The sequence below is a fragment of the Prevotella melaninogenica genome, assembly GCF_003609775.1.
Lineage (GTDB): Bacteria > Bacteroidota > Bacteroidia > Bacteroidales > Bacteroidaceae > Prevotella > Prevotella melaninogenica_A.
The window spans coordinates 392,291-412,670 of the sequence record NZ_AP018049.1 but is presented as its reverse complement, the minus strand read 5'-3'; the positions used below and the strand labels follow the sequence as shown (position 1 = coordinate 412,670).

At 41.5% G+C, this 20,380-nt stretch carries 11 protein-coding genes; 2 read left to right on the top strand and 9 right to left on the bottom strand.

Going from position 1 to position 20,380, the window contains the following annotated elements:
- Positions 1-141 precede the first annotated feature (141 nt).
- Positions 142-1,929 (bottom strand): aminopeptidase P family protein, encoded by a 1,788-nt coding sequence (locus PMEL_RS01505; RefSeq protein WP_120173659.1) that lies wholly within the window; start codon positions 1,927-1,929, stop codon positions 142-144.
- Between the two features lie 300 nt (positions 1,930-2,229).
- Between PMEL_RS01505 and PMEL_RS01500 the strand changes: the two genes are divergently transcribed.
- Entirely contained in the window at positions 2,230-3,222 is a 993-nt protein-coding gene (locus PMEL_RS01500) for a malate dehydrogenase (RefSeq protein WP_120173658.1), read from the top strand.
- A 520-nt stretch (positions 3,223-3,742) separates the two neighbouring features.
- On the opposite strand, the gene PMEL_RS01495 is transcribed toward PMEL_RS01500, so the two are convergent.
- The 8 genes from PMEL_RS01495 to gltX form a co-directional block, all read right to left on the bottom strand.
- Complete coding sequence (locus PMEL_RS01495; protein WP_120173657.1) at positions 3,743-4,990, bottom strand: hypothetical protein; 1,248 nt, start codon at positions 4,988-4,990, stop codon at positions 3,743-3,745.
- A gap of 107 nt (positions 4,991-5,097) precedes the next feature.
- Entirely contained in the window at positions 5,098-7,272 is a 2,175-nt protein-coding gene (locus tag PMEL_RS01490; RefSeq protein ID WP_120173656.1) for a TonB-dependent receptor plug domain-containing protein, read from the bottom strand.
- A 435-nt stretch (positions 7,273-7,707) separates the two neighbouring features.
- Positions 7,708-9,297: a SusD family outer membrane lipoprotein NanU gene (gene nanU, locus PMEL_RS01485; RefSeq protein ID WP_120174606.1), complete on the bottom strand. Its 1,590-nt coding sequence runs from the start codon at positions 9,295-9,297 to the stop codon at positions 7,708-7,710.
- Positions 9,298-9,316: 19 nt separating this feature from the next.
- Positions 9,317-12,673, bottom strand: coding sequence for a SusC/RagA family TonB-linked outer membrane protein (locus tag PMEL_RS01480; protein ID WP_120174605.1), 3,357 nt, complete (start codon positions 12,671-12,673; stop codon positions 9,317-9,319).
- Positions 12,674-13,319: 646 nt separating this feature from the next.
- Positions 13,320-14,408 carry a tryptophan--tRNA ligase gene (trpS, locus tag PMEL_RS01475; RefSeq protein WP_120173655.1) on the bottom strand — a complete coding sequence of 363 codons (1,089 nt, stop codon included), beginning with the start codon at positions 14,406-14,408 and terminating at the stop codon, positions 13,320-13,322.
- A gap of 40 nt (positions 14,409-14,448) precedes the next feature.
- Positions 14,449-14,937: a hypothetical protein gene (locus PMEL_RS01470; RefSeq protein WP_120173654.1), complete on the bottom strand. Its 489-nt coding sequence runs from the start codon at positions 14,935-14,937 to the stop codon at positions 14,449-14,451.
- Positions 14,934-16,169: a 3-deoxy-D-manno-octulosonic acid transferase gene (locus PMEL_RS01465; RefSeq protein WP_120173653.1), complete on the bottom strand. Its 1,236-nt coding sequence runs from the start codon at positions 16,167-16,169 to the stop codon at positions 14,934-14,936. Before PMEL_RS01465 ends, PMEL_RS01470 begins: the two co-directional genes overlap by 4 nt.
- A 33-nt stretch (positions 16,170-16,202) precedes the next feature.
- Positions 16,203-17,720, bottom strand: coding sequence for a glutamate--tRNA ligase (gene gltX, locus PMEL_RS01460; RefSeq protein WP_120173652.1), 1,518 nt, complete (start codon positions 17,718-17,720; stop codon positions 16,203-16,205).
- A gap of 142 nt (positions 17,721-17,862) precedes the next feature.
- On the opposite strand from gltX, the gene PMEL_RS01455 reads away from it, so the two are divergent.
- Positions 17,863-19,914: an HD family phosphohydrolase gene (locus PMEL_RS01455; protein WP_120173651.1), complete on the top strand. Its 2,052-nt coding sequence runs from the start codon at positions 17,863-17,865 to the stop codon at positions 19,912-19,914.
- Positions 19,915-20,380 lie beyond the last annotated feature (466 nt).

The window sequence follows — 20,380 nt, the reverse complement described above, 5'->3', positions numbered from 1 at the left end:
TGTGGTTTTTTCCTACTTTCTTATCGATTAAAAAGGCTTTTAGAAAAGACATTATTACAGCTCAGAACATGCTGTTTAGAGCCTTCACGCTTCTTTTCAAAGGTTGCTTAACATCATGCCCTAAGCGATATTACACAAGCGTTAAATTGGTAACGTTTCCACTCTTAGCCACTCTTTTTCACCCTCTGTCAAATGAGGCGATAGGCTTTCATAAACACGTTGATGGTATCTATTGAGCCATTCACGCTCCTCAGCACTCAACATTTCAAATACAATCGGAGTTGTATCTATCGGAGCAAGCGTAAGTGTTTCAAACTTGAGAAAATCACCAAAGGCTGTTGTTTCAGCAGGAACTATCAACAATGTATTTTCTATACGCACTCCAAACTTTCCTTCCAAATAAATACCCGGCTCATTAGTAACTGTCATTCCTGCTTGAAGTGGCGCAGAACGCCATTCCATACGAATCTGATGAGGACCTTCATGTACATTTAGATAGCTCCCTACTCCATGTCCTGTTCCATGCATATAATTATAACCTTCACGCCACATCGGTGCACGTGCAAGAGCGTCAATCTGTGAGCCACACGCACCTGCAGGGAAACGGCATATATCAAGTTGAATATGTCCCTTCAACACCAAAGTATAAACTCGACGCTGTTCCTCTGTCAGTTCGCCTAAAGCAATGGTTCGTGTAATATCTGTTGTACCGTCTAAATATTGCGCACCACTATCTATGAGAACTAAACCATGAGGTTCAACAGGAATATCCGTCTCTGGCGTAGCTTCATAATGAACAATAGCTCCATGTGCTTCATAGCCCACTATTGTATCAAAAGAAATACCCTTAAACTTTGGTTGTTCAGCACGTAGAGCCGTCAAACGCTCATCAAGTGAGATTTCCGTCTGTCCCCCAGCCTCAACAGCAGATTTCAGCCAAGCAAGGAATTTTACCACTGCTACACCATCACGCAACATTGCAGCACGAAAGCCGTCTTGTTCTACTTTATTCTTTACAGCCTTCATACTAACAATTGGTGAAACCCCTGAGCATACTTTCTCGAAAGGTACCGCTGTAGCCAATGAATAGTTTGTAGAAGTCATATCTACTAACAGCGATTTACCCGTATAAGAACGAAGTCCCTCCACGACTGCTTCGTATGCCTCAACATCTATCTTTTCTGAAGCAAGGTAAGCATTAACCTCTGCCGAAAGTTTTACATTATTTATATATAAGGTAACTTTCTCAGGAGAAATCAAGAGGTAAGATACAAAAACAGGATTACAATGTACATCACTTCCACGCAAGTTTAAAACCCATGCTATTTCATCGAGTGCAGTTACCAATAATCCATCAGCACCATATTCTGAAAGGTACTTACGAACCCTACTTATCTTACTTGACGTTAACTCTCCAGAATATTCTAACGGATGAAGCTGTACCTCATTATCAGGGATTACAGGTCTGTCCGTCCAAAGTTCAGCCATAGGGTCGGCATCTGTTCGCACAGTAATGTTCCCTTTTGTCGCCAACTCTTGTTCCATCGCAGCAACCTCTGCAAAAGAGTTTACATTCCCATCCAGTCCAACCACAGCCTTTTCATAAGTAGACAGTTCACTTGCAAGCCATTCTGACACAGACGGAGTTCCCTCCACACGAAGCTTCATTAGCTGAAAGCCAGTACCGTTCAACTCCTTCTCAGCTGCAATAAAATAACGTGAATCTGTCCATAGCGCAGCATGCTCTAACGTAACAACTGCTGTTCCCGCAGAACCACTGAAGCCTGAAATCCATTCACGACTCTTCCAATAATCAGCTACATATTCACTATTATGGGGATCACTACTTGGGAAAACAAAAGCAGTAAACCCATTCTCTTTCATCCACGAGCGTAATTTTGCAACACGCTCATTAATTGTATGTATCATATCGTTGTTTTTAAGGTTCAATGATAAGAAAGTTTATCTACATTACGACTATCTTCTACAAAACCTCCTATCCTTTGTAAAAGTTCCTTCGTTTTCGCTGCTAAGTTAAACAAATAAATCAGAACCGCCAAGACAAGCCGACTAAGAATTAATCGATTTGATAGACAGACTTTGCAAAGCCTCTACTTTTTATAATAAATAACACATTTATTCTAAAATATCTTTCTCGCATGGTCATTTTTTTTGTATCTTTGCCGTATCGATAAAAAAGGGAATTTAACTTTTAATTATATATCTATTATGAATTATTTAACAAACGAAAAGCTCGTTATCGTCGGTGCAGGCGGTATGATTGGTTCTAACATGGTTCAGACCGTTCTCACACTCGGTCTTACTCCTAACATCTGTCTGTACGATATCTATGAGCCAGGTGTACATGGTGTATTCGACGAAATGGAGCAGTGTGCTTTCCCAGGTGCTAACCTCTCTTACACCGTTGACGCAGCAGAGGCATTCACTGGTGCTAAGTACATCATCTCTTCTGGTGGTGCTCCACGTAAGGAAGGTATGACACGTGAGGACTTGTTGAAGGGTAACTGCCAGATTGCAGCTGACTTCGGTGAGAACATCAAGAAGTACTGCCCAGACGTTAAGCACGTTGTTGTTATCTTCAACCCAGCTGACGTTACAGCATTGACAGCTCTCATCCACTCTGGTTTGAAGGCTAACCAGCTCACATCACTCGCTGCTCTTGACTCTACTCGTTTGCAGCAGGCATTGGCTCACGAGTTTGGCGTACAGCAGGATAAGGTTACTGGTGCACACACCTACGGTGGTCATGGTGAGCAGATGGCTGTATTCGCTTCTAAGGTTAAGATTGATGGCAAGCCATTGTCTGAGATGGGTCTTTCTGCAGAGCGTTGGGAAGAGATTAAGCACCACACAGTACAGGGTGGTTCAAACATTATCAAGCTTCGTGGCCGTAGCTCCTTCCAGAGTCCAGCTTACAATGCTGTTAAGATGATTGAGGCTGCTATGGGCGGTGAGAAGTTCACCTTGCCAGCAGGTTGCTACGTTAACGACGAGAAGCTCGGTTTCAAGAACGTTATGATGGCTATGCCTACTACTATCGACGCGACTGGTGTTCACTACACTGAGCCAACAGGTACTCCAGAGGAGATGGCTTCTCTTCAGGCTTCTTACGAGCACCTCTGCAAGATGCGTGACGAGATCATTGGTCTCGACATCATCCCAGCTGTTGCTGAATGGAAGAACGACAACGCGAATTTGTAAGATAGTTGACGAGTTAACAAGTTGACAAGTTGACGAGTTATCTGATTACAAAGCAAAATATAAAGGCAATCAACTTTTTGTTGGTTGCCTTTTTATTGTACAAGGCTAAGTTAGTTGACGAATTAACAAGTTATCTATGTTTAGGATCTAATACCAGAGTAATAAGAATGATACATATTGTGGTCTAATGACCGATTGGAGTTTAACGGACAGGAAAGATTTTATTATAGTGCTATTCTTAACTTCATCGTACATACACATATCTTACAAGAATATTTTTGTTTCAATTTCCTGTCACTTTTAACACTTTGTTTATTCCTCTGTAAACTAACAAGTTAAGCATATACAACAAATGACAGCAGTGACAGCAAATTGAATTTCGACAAATGTCCAAGTAGCTCCACAAACTAAATGTGTATCCACACTAAATATCTACTGTCCCGTTATCTGATTACAAAGCAAAATAAAAAGAGGATGTATCAATTTTGACACACCCTCTTTTCTATTGTACAAAGATAAATTACTTCGCAAAACTATGGAAGAAGCTTGGATTTCCTTTCACCTGTACGACTGGACCAGCCACTTCTTTCGTGTCAGGGTTATATGTGTAAAATCCATTCGCTTTCTTATTGGCACTTCCAAAGACAATCAGGTTTTTATGCCTGCCGATGGCTATTCCTTGCGGGTTGGAAATTTCCATTCCCTTTATGACAGCCACCGTCTTCTGCTTTAGGTCGATAACAACTGGAATATTGGTAAGGCTGACATAAGGATTCTTCAGTCCGTTAGGATCAAGACCAAATGAGTTAGCATATGCGTAAGCCTTCCCGTTGTCGGCGTAGAATATCGTTGACAGGAAGTTGGCATACTTAGTCATCAGACCTACAACCTCTGTTTTGTCAAGCCGGATATAGTAGTCAGGATCGATGTCTGTCGAACCGTTCTTTATGCGTACAATACCACCATTGAGCCCTGGGATGAAACCGAATGAACCGATACAGTTGATATATATGTCTTTGTTCTCATCCATGAAAATGGAACCCGGGTCTATCGGGCGTGTGGCAAAGCACAGTCCCAAGGTAGTGTTAACGATATGCTTTTCAACCTTATCAGTCTTCACATCAATCATAGCCAGTTCAATGTTATTACGTGTTGGCATATACTGAGCATTCATTTGGTTCAGTCCAACAAAGAGTTTACCATCACGAATAATCATTGCAGCTGGTGCAACCCTCGTATCTGACTGTTTCAGATTATTAAGGTCAATATCTGCAATCTTTGTCATAGTTGTTGGGTTGAATACCATCACAAAACCAATACCTTGTAAACTGACGTATGCCTTCTCACTACTTGCTTCTACGATGTTACATGCTGCAGCACCAGCAGGAATAGACAATGCACCTTCTTTCTTCCATGTACCATCGTTCATAATTCTATAGCGATTTATCTCCGCCTTCGTGTTACCCATATAATCAGGGAATGAGTAGACATTGCCCGACTCTGTTACAATTGGCGTAGAACCAAAACCGCAAGGAATACCGTTCTTATTGTCGTATGTTCCTGGTAAGAAACTTGGCAATGCTTGCAAATATACATTACCACTATTACCCTCTGGATTGGTAATTCCCGTTGCAAAGACAACTCCATGAAAGTCCTTATTACCAGGAGTAGGATTAGGACCCGGTGTTGGGTCGTCACCATTGTTTCCACAAGCGGTAAACATAGCCATCACAACAATGGCTGAAAGAATTGATTTAAGCTTTTTCATTGTTCTCTTTATTTAATATTAATATTATCACTATAGACACACAAGATGCCCTTTCTTTATGAATCATACTTTATTCTTTCATATTGCAAATAAAGTCTTATTGCCTCTTACTTCAGAAGATATCTAACTTTTACTCCTATATATCTTCCTGGCAGAGGACGATTAAACTCTGATACAACATGGCGATCCATAAGATTCTTTACCTTAAACGTTAAAACCCATTGGTCATTCTTGAAACTATGTTCTACTGCTGCATCCATCGTCAAAGCAGAAGGAATCTTCTTATCTTGATACCGACTTACTTCAAAATCATAGTAATATGTATGCACGTATGAAGCATCAAAGAGGAAACGTGTGTTCTGTTCCTTTCCTCCAAAGAGGTTTTCTTTATGGAACTCTGCACCAAAGTTTGCTAATAGATAAGGTACGTTTGGGATACGTTTCATATAGGTAGGATTTTCGACAGTAGTACCTGGAGTTAGTTTTCTCACATCACGAAGGTCTTGATAAGTACCATTCGCATAAAGATAAAGTACTGGACAGACATCTCCCTTAACATCAAGTTCAATACCTCTCGTACGTACACTACCAAAGTTACGATAGCGAGCCATCGTAGGAATCATATCAGGCGTAAACCTTATCATGTCTTTCAACTGATTATAAAAACCATTCAACTCTATCTCAACAAGTCCACCATCTTGTTTTAAGTGACGATAAAGCATACCAAGATTGACACCAGATGTACGTTCAGGCTTCAAAGCTGGGGATGCGAGGATAGAATATCCATTACCTATTAACTCCTCACTTGTAGGTATTCGCACCTCTGAATTAAAAGAGGCCTTTAGCATCAAGTCGTCTGTAAACTTATAACGAAAAGCATCACTAAAACCAAAATAAGATTTAGACACTTTTACGGGCTCTGGCGAACGTACCGAATAAACATCTATGCTACGGGAATGAGATGAGAAAATAAAGTTCTTTAAAGTAAAAGCATTCTGAAAACGACCATCAAAGAGAGTCAAATCGTATGACAAGCCCGTTGTTAAGGTTTTCATCTTACTGGGGAAATTTGATTGAAAGCCCAAAGCCTTATCCATTAAGGAATCATTTGGATGAAGTGAGTTTCTATCAAAGTAAACATTCAGATTAATCCCATGATGCTTATCTATGGTATATCCCAAATTAAGCTTCGACGTCAACTCGTTCGACCGGTTTCTTCCATCTGAAGGGAAGTTATTCTGCTCTCCTCCGTATGGAGAGACCGCAGGCAACTTGTTCCCATCCCAATCATAACGATTTGATGCCTTATCATTTAAACCATACCTACCAATGATATACCCTATATCAAAATCAAAATCGAGACCATCCAAAAAGAAATTCTTACGCTTTAGTGTTAATGCCGTCAATCCACTAACAGAATGGTTATAAGCCTCACGCACATCGAGGTCGATTCCTTGTATTTCCTGACGTGTCCTAAGGAAAATAAGTTCCCACTTCATTTCATCAAACCACCATTTCGTAGCCTTTACAGACATTCCAGCCATGACTTTATTGAACTTATCATGATCTCTTTCCACAATTCTATTGTCCAAATTAGCCAATGTCATTTTGTAATTGTTCTTTGAAAACGAGAAGGCTCCGCCAATACCAAATTGTAGACCAGTTTTATGATTGGTACGTTTAAACACCGTTGATACTTGATGTGTGTTAAACGAACCCAGTTCGTATGAGAAGTCAAAATAAACAGGTGGGTATTCCTTTGTTACTACATTAACTGCTCCTCCTAAGGCTGAACCACCAAACTTATAAGGAACAATACCTTTATAAACCTCAATACGCTCTATCATATTCGTTGGAATATCGTTTAAGGCAACAAAGTTACTCAACTGTGACATCGGAACTTCATCCACATACATTCCCATACGCTTACCTTCTAAGCCACGAAGTGAAATGCGAGAGGCACTACCTAAACCTCCTGTATTTCGCACGGTAACTCCAACTGTACGCGCAAGTACGTCATTAATATTTGTCGCCGTACCTTGTAACTGACGCTGTCCTATAACAGATATTGGCATAGCCGATTCCTTCAGTTTCCTAATCTCGCTACGTGCTGTCACCATAACTTCTTTCATCTCAACAGTTGTATCACGCTTATTCATCTCTTGTGCGTTTCCTCTAAGCATGAGAAAACATGAAAAAAGTGTTAGACAAATCGCCTTTCTATATGACGAATAAGTATTATACACCCCTTTGCAGATAAATGTTTTTCTGTTATTTTTCATCTAACTTGTAGTTTAAAGACTCCGTGTTATTACGAATAGAGTCTTAAGTAAAAAACATGTATTCAATTATCGATACAAAGGTAGAAAATAATAGAGCGTGGTACAATACCTAAAAATTAGTAAACCAACTGACAATAAGCAAGTCTACTATTAGAAGAATGAGGCAAGTGTACAGATTATTTAGTACTCAGCACCATTGGTGTTAAGCATGAGCACCACATGTGCTAAGCATCAGCACGTCTCTTAAAGATGACATATAAGAGTCATTATAACGGATAGTAAGGCACAAACACATAACTTGTATGAGAGATAAATATCACATTTTACAAATCGAAAACAGAGCGTCTTGTTAATTACCTGCAAAAGAAAGGGGGAAAGACGAGAACACTTTCCCGTACTTTCCCCTATGAAAATAAAACTTAATGGTCTTTTGAATTAATCTTCGTAGCCTGGAGTCTGTTTCAACTCTGCATTGGTTGACTTCGTTGTTTCATCAATAGGCCATAACAAGCGGTCGGCACTTGCAGTTGAATACTTTGTAGCCTTATCAACCAAACGGATATCATGCCAACGCTTTCCTTCAAACAAGAACTCACGCATACGCTCTTTAAGGATAGCTTCTATTGGGTCCTCATCACCACCAACAAATGGGTTATCGGTATAGAAGTTGGTCAGTGCGGTACTTCCTCCAGTACTTACATCATTTGGATATTGCACCTCTGTATGAGCATTGAAGTAGGTTGCACCGTATGCACGACGACGAACTTGATTGATTTCTGTTGATGGGTCCTGACCTAAGAAAGCCTTAGCCTCAGCAATACCAAGCAAACACTCTGCAAAACGATAGATAGGCTGGTCATCATACCATGATGTAGCTGCGCTACCAGCTATCAATGTTCCGCGGAACTTATTACAGATATTACCAACGTATGAACCATCTGAAGCCTGATAAACATCCGCCAAAGAAGCCTTCTTACGCTTGTCATTATCATTTGTATAGAGCTTCGTCCACAAACGTTTGTCAAGTGGGAAACGCATTACACCACTACCTAAACGCAAGTTTAGATTCGGTGACTCACTGAACTGAATCGCCTGACCTGCATCGTTATGTAGACGATAAGCACCCACATTCTGCTTATTCATTACGAGTGAGGTATAAAGACCTCCCCACAAAGAAGTTTCGTTCTCACGATTATGGAGAGCATAGATAATCTCTTTATTCTCCTTATTATCATAAGCGAAGACGTCCTCAAAATTATCAAGTAGACTTACATCAGCATTGTTCTGCACATCCTGATAAGCAGTAAGAGCTGTCTGATAGTCTGCAGTACCACCACCCATCTGCTTTCCACTCCACAGATAGACTTCACCCTTGAGCATCTTCGTTGCAGCAAGCGACCAATAGGTACGTCCGTTGGTGAACTTATAGTTATTGTTATAAGCCGTCTCAGAAGCCAAAATATCTGCCTTTATCTGTTTCATTACGTCAGCAGCAGCATCCTGCTTACGGGCAACCTTATCCAAATTGATAGTCTTACCTTCTGTATGCTGTAAGTAAACAATTACATCACCATAGGTACGAAGCAACTGGAAATATAAGAAGGCACGCATACCATAAGCACCAGCAAGGTAGTTAGTCTTCTCCGCATCTGTCAGATATCCGGCTTCGCTCACCTTATCTATCATCAAGTTGATTTGGTTGATACCAGTATAAAGACCTCCATAGTTGCCCACCACCGCATTACTCTTCTCAAGGGTGTTATTCCATAGACGGTCATACCCCTGTGGAGCCTCACCACTAAAGGAAGTACCGCTATAGATATTACTGCGCATCTCACCCCAGACGATATACTTATCGGCATAGCTTCGCATCCAAGAACTCAGTCCTTGATTGAAAGCCTGAACTTGATCAGGATTCTTCCAATAGTTTGCATCGGTAATAGTACTAACTGGCTCGATGTCCATACAGCCTGTCAGCGAAAGGCTGAGGGCTGCAGCTGTTATATAGGATAGTAACTTTTTCATTGTAAGTAACATTGCTTAGTTAAAATGTAACGTTTAATCCAAAGATAAGTGTGCGAGGAGTTGGATAACGACCGTAGTCATATCCCTCCAAGATTGCTTCAGGAGAAGCACCATCGTATGGGGTGAGATAGAAGAGGTTCTGGCCTGTCACATAAACATTGGCATTCGCCATCTTCATCGCTTTAATCCATGTTCTTGGCAAGTTATAGCTCAATGTAATCTCACGCAATGCCATGTAACCAGCCTTCTCAAAGAACTTAGAGCCTTCACGCCAGATATTCTGCTTATTCAACTGGTCTGCATAGCTAAATGCTGGATAGCTTGCACCTGGATTAGTTTCCGTCCACATATCCTGTACATTCTCTATAAGGTTAAACTGTCCTTGATACTGTCCCATAGAGCGAGCCTTGAGGTCATTGTAAATCATGTGACCTAAAGCATAGTCAAAACGAGCAAATAACGAGAGATTCTTATAGCTTAACGTACTTGTCCAACCACCTGTAACAGAAGGTCTTGAATTACCCAATACCTTACGATCGAGTGAGTTGATAATACCATCTTCATTGATATCCTCCCAGCAAACATCACCAGGTTCAATAGCCTTCCAGCCTGTTGAGTTCTTATAAAGCACTCCTGTCTGTGGGTTTACCTCATCTGCAAGACCTGGACCATACAACTTTGCAATGTTATCAATACGCTTGTTAGCATTAGCCTTTACATCATCCCAGTCTCTGAAGATATGATCTTGGCTATAACCATAGAGTTCTCCGAGTGTTCCACCCTCACGATAACCACCAATCCACTTAGTTGGAGTCTTGCCATCAGCACCAACCTTGCCCGCAGCAACCTCTACTCCTTGAAGTTGATTGAATGGACGGTCACTCTTAGGAAGCTGAACAATCGTATTCTTTACAGTTGAGAGGTTGAAAGAGAGGTCCCAACGGAAGCTGTTCTTCAGGTGAACAGGAGTAGCACGTACCTCCATTTCAAATCCTTGATTACGTAACTTACCCAAGTTGGTTTGGATAGATGTGAAACCTAAATACGAAGGAAGGTTCACGCTCTGAAGCAGATTACTTGTATTACGTACGTAGTAGTCGAGAATTAATGACAAACGATTCTTGAAGAAACCAAGGTCAAGACCAGCCTCAAATGTATGACTCTGCTCCCATTTTAAGGCTGTATTCACAAGCGAACGGTCATAGAAAGCAGTGTTACCACGATAGTTTGTAAGCTGGTCATAGATTCCATAGATATAGAAATCACCAATACCGCTCACATTACCATTGCTACCATAACTGATACGTGGTTTGATATTGCTAACAAAGTTTGACAGTTTTGACTCTTTCCAGAAATCCTCTTCCATCATGTTCCAACCCAAAGAGATACCAGGGAAGAAGCCCCAACGATTATCCTTCAGCTTAGAATTACCATCATAACGGAAAGTGAAGCTAAGCAAATACTTCTGTTTGTAATCATAGTTGAAACGTCCGAAGAGAGACTCAATACGATTACCAGACTTCTCTGACTTAGGATTACTATCCTTATCAGCACCAGCATTGAGCGTAGGGATATCATCTGTAGGCGAATTCTTTGTAGAAGCATTCATCCAGAAGTAGTTATAATCATAATACTCAGCACCCACCATGAAGTCTACATTATGATGCTCAGCAAACGTATCGAAGTAGTTTAATATCGTATTAAGCTGTATCTGTGTATCCTTCATCATATAAGCGTATGAACGACGTGTCGTATTGATGTTATTAGGATTGCTCTGTGTATAGTAAGCCTTATTGAAGCTTTCATTCTGATTGAGCACATGATAGATAGAACCATTAGCTGACAACTTCAAATGCTTAGGTATTAATGTCAAGTCAAAGCCTATATTGAAAGTCTCTGAACGTGAGCTATTCTCCATCGTGAGCTTATCATTCCAATACATATAGTTACCATCTGAACTGCTCCAACCAGGTGCTGGAGAACCATCAGCAAGGTAAGGATTCCATGTAGGACGCTGTGAACGAGTACGATAGAACAAAGAACTCCATGATCCGAAATAACTATCTGGCTTCGTAAACCATGTGTACTGCGCACCAGCACGTACCTTCAACCAAGGCTTAATCTGATAATCACCCTTCACACTACCAGTAAAACGGCGGAAAGAAGTATTGCGTACAACACCATTTTCATCATAGTAACCTAATGAAGCTACAAAAGAACCCATGTTATTACCACCGCTAAAGCTCAGATAATGGTCCTGTGTAAGGGTCTGATTATGGTAGATTGCATCCTCTAAGAGGCCACCATAATCCTTAAAGATAAGCTTTGCACCATTTATTGAGCCATAGTAAGGGTCGTCCATAACTTCCCATCCTTCTTCAGTTAGCAGTCTTTGGTGCTCAGCATTGGTTGCATCGTAATACATAACATCCGTACGTGGAGTGTAATCAGTATATCCGCGACCAGAATAACCATTCTGTGCATCTACGTTAGCAGCCCTTCCGTGTCCTTCCATAGCGTCAGCATAACGCTTGAAACCCATTCGATTATAGTAAAGATAGTTGCGAGCGTTCATGAAATTATAATCATTACGCTTAAAGTTTGCACCCACCTTCAAACGATAGTTGATGCTGGAATTGCCAGCCTGAGCACGTTTTGTTGTAACAAGGATTACACCACCATTTGCTCTCGCACCATAAATAGCTGTTGAAGCCGCATCCTTCAAAACTTCTATTGACTCGATATCAGATGGGTTAATCTCTGACAAAGTACGCTCAACACCATCGACGATAATCAATGCCGGAGCACTTCCCGTAATTGAAGCACCACCACGCAAGGTGATAGAAGGTGCTGTACCAGGCTGACCAGAGCTATTGACAACCTGAAGACCTGTCACACTACCCTGCAATGCACTACCGACATTTGAGAAAGCTGCCGCATCTAATACCTTATTATCCATCTTAGAGATAGCAGTTGTCAACGTAGCACGCTTCTGCTGACCACCATAACCCGTCACGATAAGTTCGTTAAGGGCATGCTGCTCCTCCTTTAACTTTACTTTAATTTCCTGACCATCCCATTTCACTTCCTTAGTGTCCATACCAATGTAACTGATAACAATAATGCTACCAGGAGAGATATTCGACAGAGTGAAGCGACCGTCTAAATCAGTAGCAGCTCCATTACTTGTACCTTTCACTTGAACAGTAGCACCTACGATAGGTTCACCTTGCTCGTCAAGAATAATACCTGTGCACTTCCCTGATTGCTGTACGCTCTGAACAGGCAGTTTTGAAACTGCAAATCCTTGCGTAGGCATCAAGAAAGATACACCCATGCATAACGTAAAACCAATTGGTTTGATGTGTAAAATCATACGCATCTAACTTTTAATAGATAAAGATTGTTTAGTGTCCTCCGCAAAGCAATGGGCAAAGAGAGTCATGCCTAAAGCAGCACGGAAGGATATAAAATTATTAATGAAATTCTATTTATGTTCACGATATTAATAGCTCATCACGGAAGATAGGATTATATCCCTCGCCGCAGAATACTATTTGCCTATGTTATATTGTTTAGGTTGGGTTAGGCAAATGTAGGGACTTTTTTTAGTTGACACAAATTATACTAAGGAATAATTCCTAAATAATTATTAATTTTAGTCAAGCAAAAAAGGAAATATACTGACAATCAGACAAAAAGCCTCTCTTTTTCTATCCACGTTATACTGGTACAAAAAAGAGTTTAGGCTATAAAGAACTGTTTACCTTCTGCAACAGAACTCTTTATTGACATCTAAATGCTCAAAAACCTTCATCATTTTGCATCGTGCTAAGCATCCGCACCAATGGTGTTAGGCGTCCGCACCATACGTGCGGGGCGTTCGCACACATATTAGAATAGGTGAGAAAACTTAATTTAAAGTACTAACTGCAAGACTATTAGACACAAAAAACAGTCTTATTCCTTCTATAGAAAGATGGAATAAGACTATTATATAAATTTAAAGTAGGGCTAAAAACTTACTTCTGTCTGAAACGCTCAGCCTGACTTTGAATCAACTCAGTATCCTCAAAGTAGTTAATCTGCATAGCTGCACGCACCTCATCCATTGTCTGAGCAGCAGCCTCACGCGCTTCCAATGAGCCCTTCTTGAGGATGTTATAAATCTCTGGAATATCCTGTTCGTACTCACGACGACGTGCACGGATTGGATCCAGCATCTTGTTCAACACACTATTGAGCAACTTCTTACACTTCATATCACCGATACCACCGGCTGTGTAAGCAGCTTTCAACTCATCAAGATTCTGGAACTCAGGCCAGAACTCAGCAAAGTCCTCATCTGTTGAGAAGGCGTCGAGGTAAGTAAACACTGCGTTACCCTCAACATGACCAGGATCAGAAACATTCAAGTGAGTTGGGTCTGTGTACATTGTCTTCACCTTCTTCCATACGGTATCAGCATCATCAGAGAGATAGATACAGTTACCAAGACTCTTACTCATCTTTTCTTTACCATCAGTACCTGGCAGACGACGTGCTGTTGCGTTCTCTGGCAACATGATTTCTGGCTCAACAAGTACTGGTGCATAAGTCTGATTGAAGCGACGTACGAGTTCGCGTGTCAACTCTAACATTGGCTCCTGATCTTCACCTGCAGGCACAGTAGTAGCTTTGAAAGCAGCGATATCAGCAGCCTGAGACACTGGATAAGCAAAAAAGCCCATTGGAATGTTAGCTTCAAAATTGCGCATCTTAATCTCAGTCTTCACTGTTGGGTTACGCTGAACACGGCTTACGCTAACGAGGTTCATCAAGAAAGTGGTTAGCTCTGCAATTTCAGGAATCTGACTCTGTATGTAGAGTGTACATTTCTCTGGACTCAAGCCAGCAGAAAGGTAATCCAACGCCACCTCAATAATGTTCTGACGAATCTTCTCTGGATTATCAGCATTGTCTGTCAACGCCTGTACGTCTGCCATGAAGACAAACATCTTATCGTAGTCTCCGAGGTTCTGAAGTTCCACACGACGGCGGAGAGAACCCACGTAGTGACCCAAATGAAGTTTACCTGTAGGGCGGTCACCTGTTAAAATAATCTTTCCCATGTATATATTTCTATTTTATTCGTTATGTGTATCGTTGAAGTTACTCATCGTGTCCGAATGTAGCAATAGTATCTGTGCCTTCTTCTGGCTGTTCTTCAACTTGCTCTTCTTCCTTATGCTCTGGCATTACTGGGGCTGTTGCCACAGTATCAACAGATGGAGCCTCTTCTACCTGAATAGGAGTTTCGTACGGAATCGTATCGTTAGGAATAGAATCAGTTACTGGAGTTTCTGGCGAAGACGAGCCAAACATAAAATAAGCACCCACACCACCTGCCAGTAAGAGTAGACCAATAAGGACACCCCAAAGGATAGCATTACTATCTTTCTTTGGTGTTTCTGCCTGCATCTGCTGCGACTGTGGAGTAAAACCAGATGGTTGTTCATATTGCTGACCAGCACTTACCAAAGGTAAGGTCACCTCCATGATGCCTTGACAATGAGGACAAGTGCACTCGATGGTCTGTCCTTCTTCAGCCTCGACAATAAACTGTGTGCCACAGTTATCACATGTTATCTGATATTTCATAACTTTACGTTGCTTAGAACTTTATTTGTTGCACCTGCCAGACTCTCAACATAAGCACCAGCCAAGCTGCCACAAGCAGTGCGATACTCTTCGTCTTCGGCAAAGCGATTCATTAATAGACTGAAACTCTCAAGGTCGAAGACTTCAAAGCCACCACCATCACGCAAGAGTCCTTGTGCTTCTGCAAAATGCTTGTTGTTGGGACCAAAGAGAACTGGCATATCCCATACAGCTGCCTCAAGAACATTGTGGATTCCAACTCCGAAGCCACCACCTACGTAGGCTACATCACCATAATGATAGATAGATGACAACAAGCCGAAACAGTCGATAATCAACACATCTGCCTCAGCAACATTCTCTTCGGTTGCCTGTGTGTAGCGTATTACCTTCTTATCCTTAATCAGTGAGAGGATTGTCTTTAGATGATCTTCTCCAATAACATGCGGTGCAATGATTAGTTTCCAGTCTTTATGCTCATTAAAGTATTTGATAAAGATTTCCTCATCAGGCTGCCATGATGAACCAGCTACAAAGACTTTCTTTCTGGCAGTAGCATCTATATTGACAAACTTCTCTACCAATGGTAGTTTCTTACTTGCCTCCTTAATTTGCAAAACACGGTCGAAACGAGTATCACCCACTACTACCGCATCTGAAATTCCAATCTTACTCAAGAGTTCCTTACTCTCCTCATTCTGAACAAAGAAACGGCTGAAGCATTTCAAAACACGTCCATAACCACGTCCATACCACTTAAAGAAGACTTGATCAGGGCGGAAAATGCTTGACACACTATAGACAGGTATGTTACGATGCTGCAAAACATGCAGATAGTTATACCAAAATTCATACTTAATAAAGAATGCCATAACAGGACGAACTGCACGTAAGAATCTACGCGCATTGCCCACCGTGTCAATAGGAAGATAGGTAATGATGTCTGCTCCCTCATAATTCTTCCTCACCTCATAACCAGAAGGAGAAAAGAAAGTAAGCAGAATCTTGTATTGTGGATAGTCCTTCCGTATCTGCTCTATCAAAGGGCGACCTTGTTCGAACTCGCCCAATGAAGCAGCATGAAACCAAACGTATTGAGCGTTTGGTTCCACCTTCTCACGTAAGATCCGCACTGCCTCCTGTTCGCCTCGCCACATCTTGCGTAGCTTTTCATTGAAAAGACTACCCACAGCGATGCCAAATTGGATGGCATACATTATTATATTATACATACTCGGCTCAATTAATTTAGCCTTTCGAGGTGCTTATCCTAATACCTCGATAGCCTTGTGCATACGCTTCAAGGTTTCCTCTTTGCCAAGGAAGGCAGATATATCGAACATTCCAGGACCCTTACCAATACCAACGAGGGTGAGGCGGAATGCATTCATAATATCACCAAGCTTATAGCCCTTATCCTCTACCCATTTCAAAACGATAGGCTCCTGACCTTCGACACTGAAGTCTTCAATTCCTTCCAATACCTCAGCAAGCTCGCTCATCTGCTGTGCAGAATACTCCTTCCAACGCTTCTTGACGGTCTTCTCATCGTAGCTTGTTGGTGCAATGAAGAAGAAAGAGCAGAGGTCCCAAAGTTCCTTCACGAAGCTAACACGGTCTTTCATCATGTGTACAACCTGTGTCACCTGTTCCATAGTAGCCTCAACACCATTGTTAGCTACGATTGGAGCAAAGAGTTGTGCTATCTCATCATCTGACTTACGGAGGATGTATTCGTGGTTAAACCACATACCCTTCTGATAGTCAAACTTAGCTCCACTCTTTGAACACTTCGTGATATCAAATGCTTCTACAAGTTCCTCAAGAGAGAAGAGTTCCTGCTCTGTACCTGGATTCCAGCCCAAGAGTGCCAAGAAGTTGACTACTGCCTCTGGGAAATAGCCACTTTCACGATAGCCCGAACTTATTTCACCAGTCTTAGGGTCGTGCCACTCCAATGGGAATACTGGGAAACCGAGACGATCACCATCACGTTTACTGAGCTTACCCTTGCCCTCTGGTTTCAACAACAGTGGCAGATGGGCAAAGCGTGGCATACTATCTTCCCAGCCAAAAGCACGATAAAGCAACACATGCAATGGCGCACTTGGCAACCACTCCTCACCTCGAATAACGTGAGAGATTTCCATCAAGTGGTCATCAACGATATTTGCAAGGTGATAAGTTGGCAATTCGTCTGCACTCTTAAACAAAACTTTATCATCAAGGATATCTGTCTTGATGCAAACATCACCACGAATCATATCGTTGATATGAACTTCCTCACCAGGTTCTATCTTGAAACGAACAACATACTGCTGTCCATCCTCTATCAGACTTTCAACTTCCTCCTTCGACATTGTCAAGGAGTTACGCATCTGCAGACGAGTGTGCGCATCATACTGGAAGTTTTCAATCTCCTGACGCTTCGCATCTAACTCCTCTGGTGTATCAAAAGCAATGTATGCCTTACCAGCCTCTAAAAGCTGATTGACGTACTTTTTATAAATATCACGACGCTCGCTCTGACGGTAAGGACCATGCTCTCCACCAAAGCTAACACCCTCGTCAAACTTAATACCTAACCAATCAAAAGAGTCAAGGATATACTCCTCTGCTCCAGGAACAAAACGGTTAGAGTCTGTATCCTCAATACGGAAGATAAGTTTGCCGCCATGCTGACGGGCGAAAAGGTAGTTATACAAAGCAGTACGTACGCCACCAATATGCAAAGCACCTGTTGGACTTGGGGCAAAACGCACTCTCACATTTCTTTCTGCCATTGTCTTAAATATTATATTTTCCTGCAAAATTAATGTTTTTTTTTGACTATACGCTATATTTTTAGTATTTTCGCAAGTTGTTAGAGGATTAACGCAACAAGATACAACAAGTTATTATAACATTTACGAAATAAGATATAAGATGATAAGATTCAAAAACATCAGCAACCCCTATTGGCGAAATATGATTTCAAGAGTCATATTGGTCATTGTGGCTGTAGTTCTAATCGTACTTTTTCTACCCCGTACAAAAGGTAAACTTTTCCACTACGACGAGGGTAAACCATGGATGTATGGACAGCTGATAGCGAAGTTTGACTTCCCTATCTTTAAGACTGATGCTGCTTTGAAGATTGAAAAAGACTCTATCACAAAGCATTTCCAGCCTTATTATAACATCAATCAAGCTGTTGAGCAGAAGAAGATTGAACAGTTTAAGCAGGCATATAAAGATGGTATACCAGGCTTATCCCAAGACTATGTTGACGCAATTGCACACCGATTGCACGAAATCTATGAAGCGGGAGTCATTGACCCACAACAATACTCTACACTTGCCAAGGATAGTAATCACCTCATCCGTGTCGTTACGGGCAAACAGGCTGTGAGCGTACCTATCAACAAGACCTACTCAACCCTTGGTGCTTACGAGCAGCTTTTCATGGACCCATTACTGGGGCCAAAGCGTTCTGTGCTGCAGCAGTGTAACCTGAATGAATATATTGAGGCAAACCTTGTCTATGATAAAGACCGTAGTGAAACGGAAATGAACGACATGCTCAGTCTTATTCCACAAGCTTCGGGAATGGTATTGGAGGGACAGCGTATCATTGACCGAGGTGACATCGTTGATGCTAAGACATTCCGTGTATTGAATTCCTTCGAACAAGCGATGGAGAAACGTAAAGCTTCCGAGGACGAGATTACCTCAACTTTCATCGGACAGACCATCTACGTACTGATTTTCATCTGCCTTTTCACACTTTACTTGGCACTTTTCCGAAAAGATTACTTCAATAAGCCACGTGCTATCTCACTTCTCTATGTGATGATAGTCATCTACCCTATTCTCACATCTTTGATGATGGAGCATAACATTCTGAGTGTGTACATCCTGCCATTCAGCATGGCACCGATATTCTTCCGTGTGTTTATGGACTCACGAACAGCCTTCATCGGACACTTAACGATGGTACTCATCAGTGCAGTCGCGGTCAAATATCAATACGAATTTATTATCATACAGTTTGTAGCAGGACTTGTCGCGATTTATTCCCTACGTGAATTATCAAAGAGAAGTCAAATTTTCCTTACCGCACTCCTTGTAACAATTACTTCAGCAGCGGTGTATTTCTCTATCCAACTCATACAGGCAGACGACCTTTCAAAGCTCGACCGCAGTATGTATTACCATTTTGCAGTCAACGGCTTCTTCCTTCTCTTTACCTATCCATTGATGTTGGTCATCGAGAAAACTTTCGGTTTCGTTTCTACAGTAACAATGTTTGAGTTGTCGAATACAAATAATGAACTGCTACGTCGACTCAGCGAAGTTGCTCCTGGTACCTTCCAGCACTCTATCACTGTTGGTAACCTGGCCACAGAAATAGCCAGCAGAATTGGTGCAAAGAGCCAATTGGTACGTACTGGCGCGCTCTATCATGACATTGGTAAGATGCTCAATCCTGCGTTCTTTACCGAGAATCAGGCGGGTATCAACCCACATGACAAACTAAACGACCTTGAGAGCGCACGTATCATCATTAGCCATGTAACGGAAGGTCTGAAACTTGCAGAAAAGTATAACCTTCCACGCGAGATTAAGGAGTTTATTACCACACACCATGGGGCTGGACTTGCAAAGTATTTCTATATACATTACAAGAATGAGCATCCTGATGAGGAGGTTAACGAAGACTTGTTCCGCTACCCTGGACCAAATCCTTTCACCCGCGAACAGGCTATTCTTATGATGAGCGATACCGTTGAGGCTGCTTCACGCTCGCTGCAAGAATACACAGAAGAAAGCATCAGCGGATTGGTAAATCGCCTTATTGACGGACAAGTCGCTGATGGTAACTTCACCGATTGTCCTATCACATTCCGTGATATCACCGCTGCCAAAACCGTTCTTATCGAACGTCTCAAAGCGATGTATCATACTCGTATTCAGTATCCACAGCTGAAAACATAGAAAGGTTGAGGTCAATCACAATATAGACTCCCTTCCTATCTTCCTCCAAAAGGGAGGTGCATAAATACTAAGAAACCTCACTAAGTTACAACAATAGTAACGTAGTGGGGTTTCTTTTTAGAGGCTTCAGTCATTTAAAATGATAAAGTTTACATTTAAATTTAGAACTTTGACTTAATGCCACACAGAGAAAAGAAGAACACTGAGGATTATAAAAAGCGATAAAAGGCGCAAAAGCACTGTCAGTGTGTAGAGAAAACAGAGGTTATTAACCTATTCTCATTGACACATTAGCACTTAAGTCGTTAGAATTTTATTTACAAAATGAGTCACAAAATAGGCAGAGAACAAGGCTAAAAACAAGCACTAACAACACCTTCGTAAATTATTCGCTATCAAGTATTTATAAAACTGCATTTCAAAAGGTGCCTTATAAGACTTCAAAAGGGCGTTAACAAGAGCTCTA

Bases quoted from the DNA above. Each gene is read 5' to 3' on its own strand.
- PMEL_RS01505 (WP_120173659.1), bottom strand. From the start codon at position 1,929: ATGATACATACAATTAATGAGCGTGTTGCAAAATTACGCTCGTGGATG.
- PMEL_RS01500 (WP_120173658.1), top strand. From the start codon at position 2,230: ATGAATTATTTAACAAACGAAAAGCTCGTTATCGTCGGTGCAGGCGGT.
- PMEL_RS01495 (WP_120173657.1), bottom strand. From the start codon at position 4,990: ATGAAAAAGCTTAAATCAATTCTTTCAGCCATTGTTGTGATGGCTATG.
- PMEL_RS01490 (WP_120173656.1), bottom strand. From the start codon at position 7,272: ATGAAAAATAACAGAAAAACATTTATCTGCAAAGGGGTGTATAATACT.
- nanU (WP_120174606.1), bottom strand. From the start codon at position 9,297: ATGAAAAAGTTACTATCCTATATAACAGCTGCAGCCCTCAGCCTTTCG.
- PMEL_RS01480 (WP_120174605.1), bottom strand. From the start codon at position 12,673: ATGATTTTACACATCAAACCAATTGGTTTTACGTTATGCATGGGTGTA.
- trpS (WP_120173655.1), bottom strand. From the start codon at position 14,408: ATGGGAAAGATTATTTTAACAGGTGACCGCCCTACAGGTAAACTTCAT.
- PMEL_RS01470 (WP_120173654.1), bottom strand. From the start codon at position 14,937: ATGAAATATCAGATAACATGTGATAACTGTGGCACACAGTTTATTGTC.
- PMEL_RS01465 (WP_120173653.1), bottom strand. From the start codon at position 16,169: ATGTATAATATAATAATGTATGCCATCCAATTTGGCATCGCTGTGGGT.
- gltX (WP_120173652.1), bottom strand. From the start codon at position 17,720: ATGGCAGAAAGAAATGTGAGAGTGCGTTTTGCCCCAAGTCCAACAGGT.
- PMEL_RS01455 (WP_120173651.1), top strand. From the start codon at position 17,863: ATGATAAGATTCAAAAACATCAGCAACCCCTATTGGCGAAATATGATT.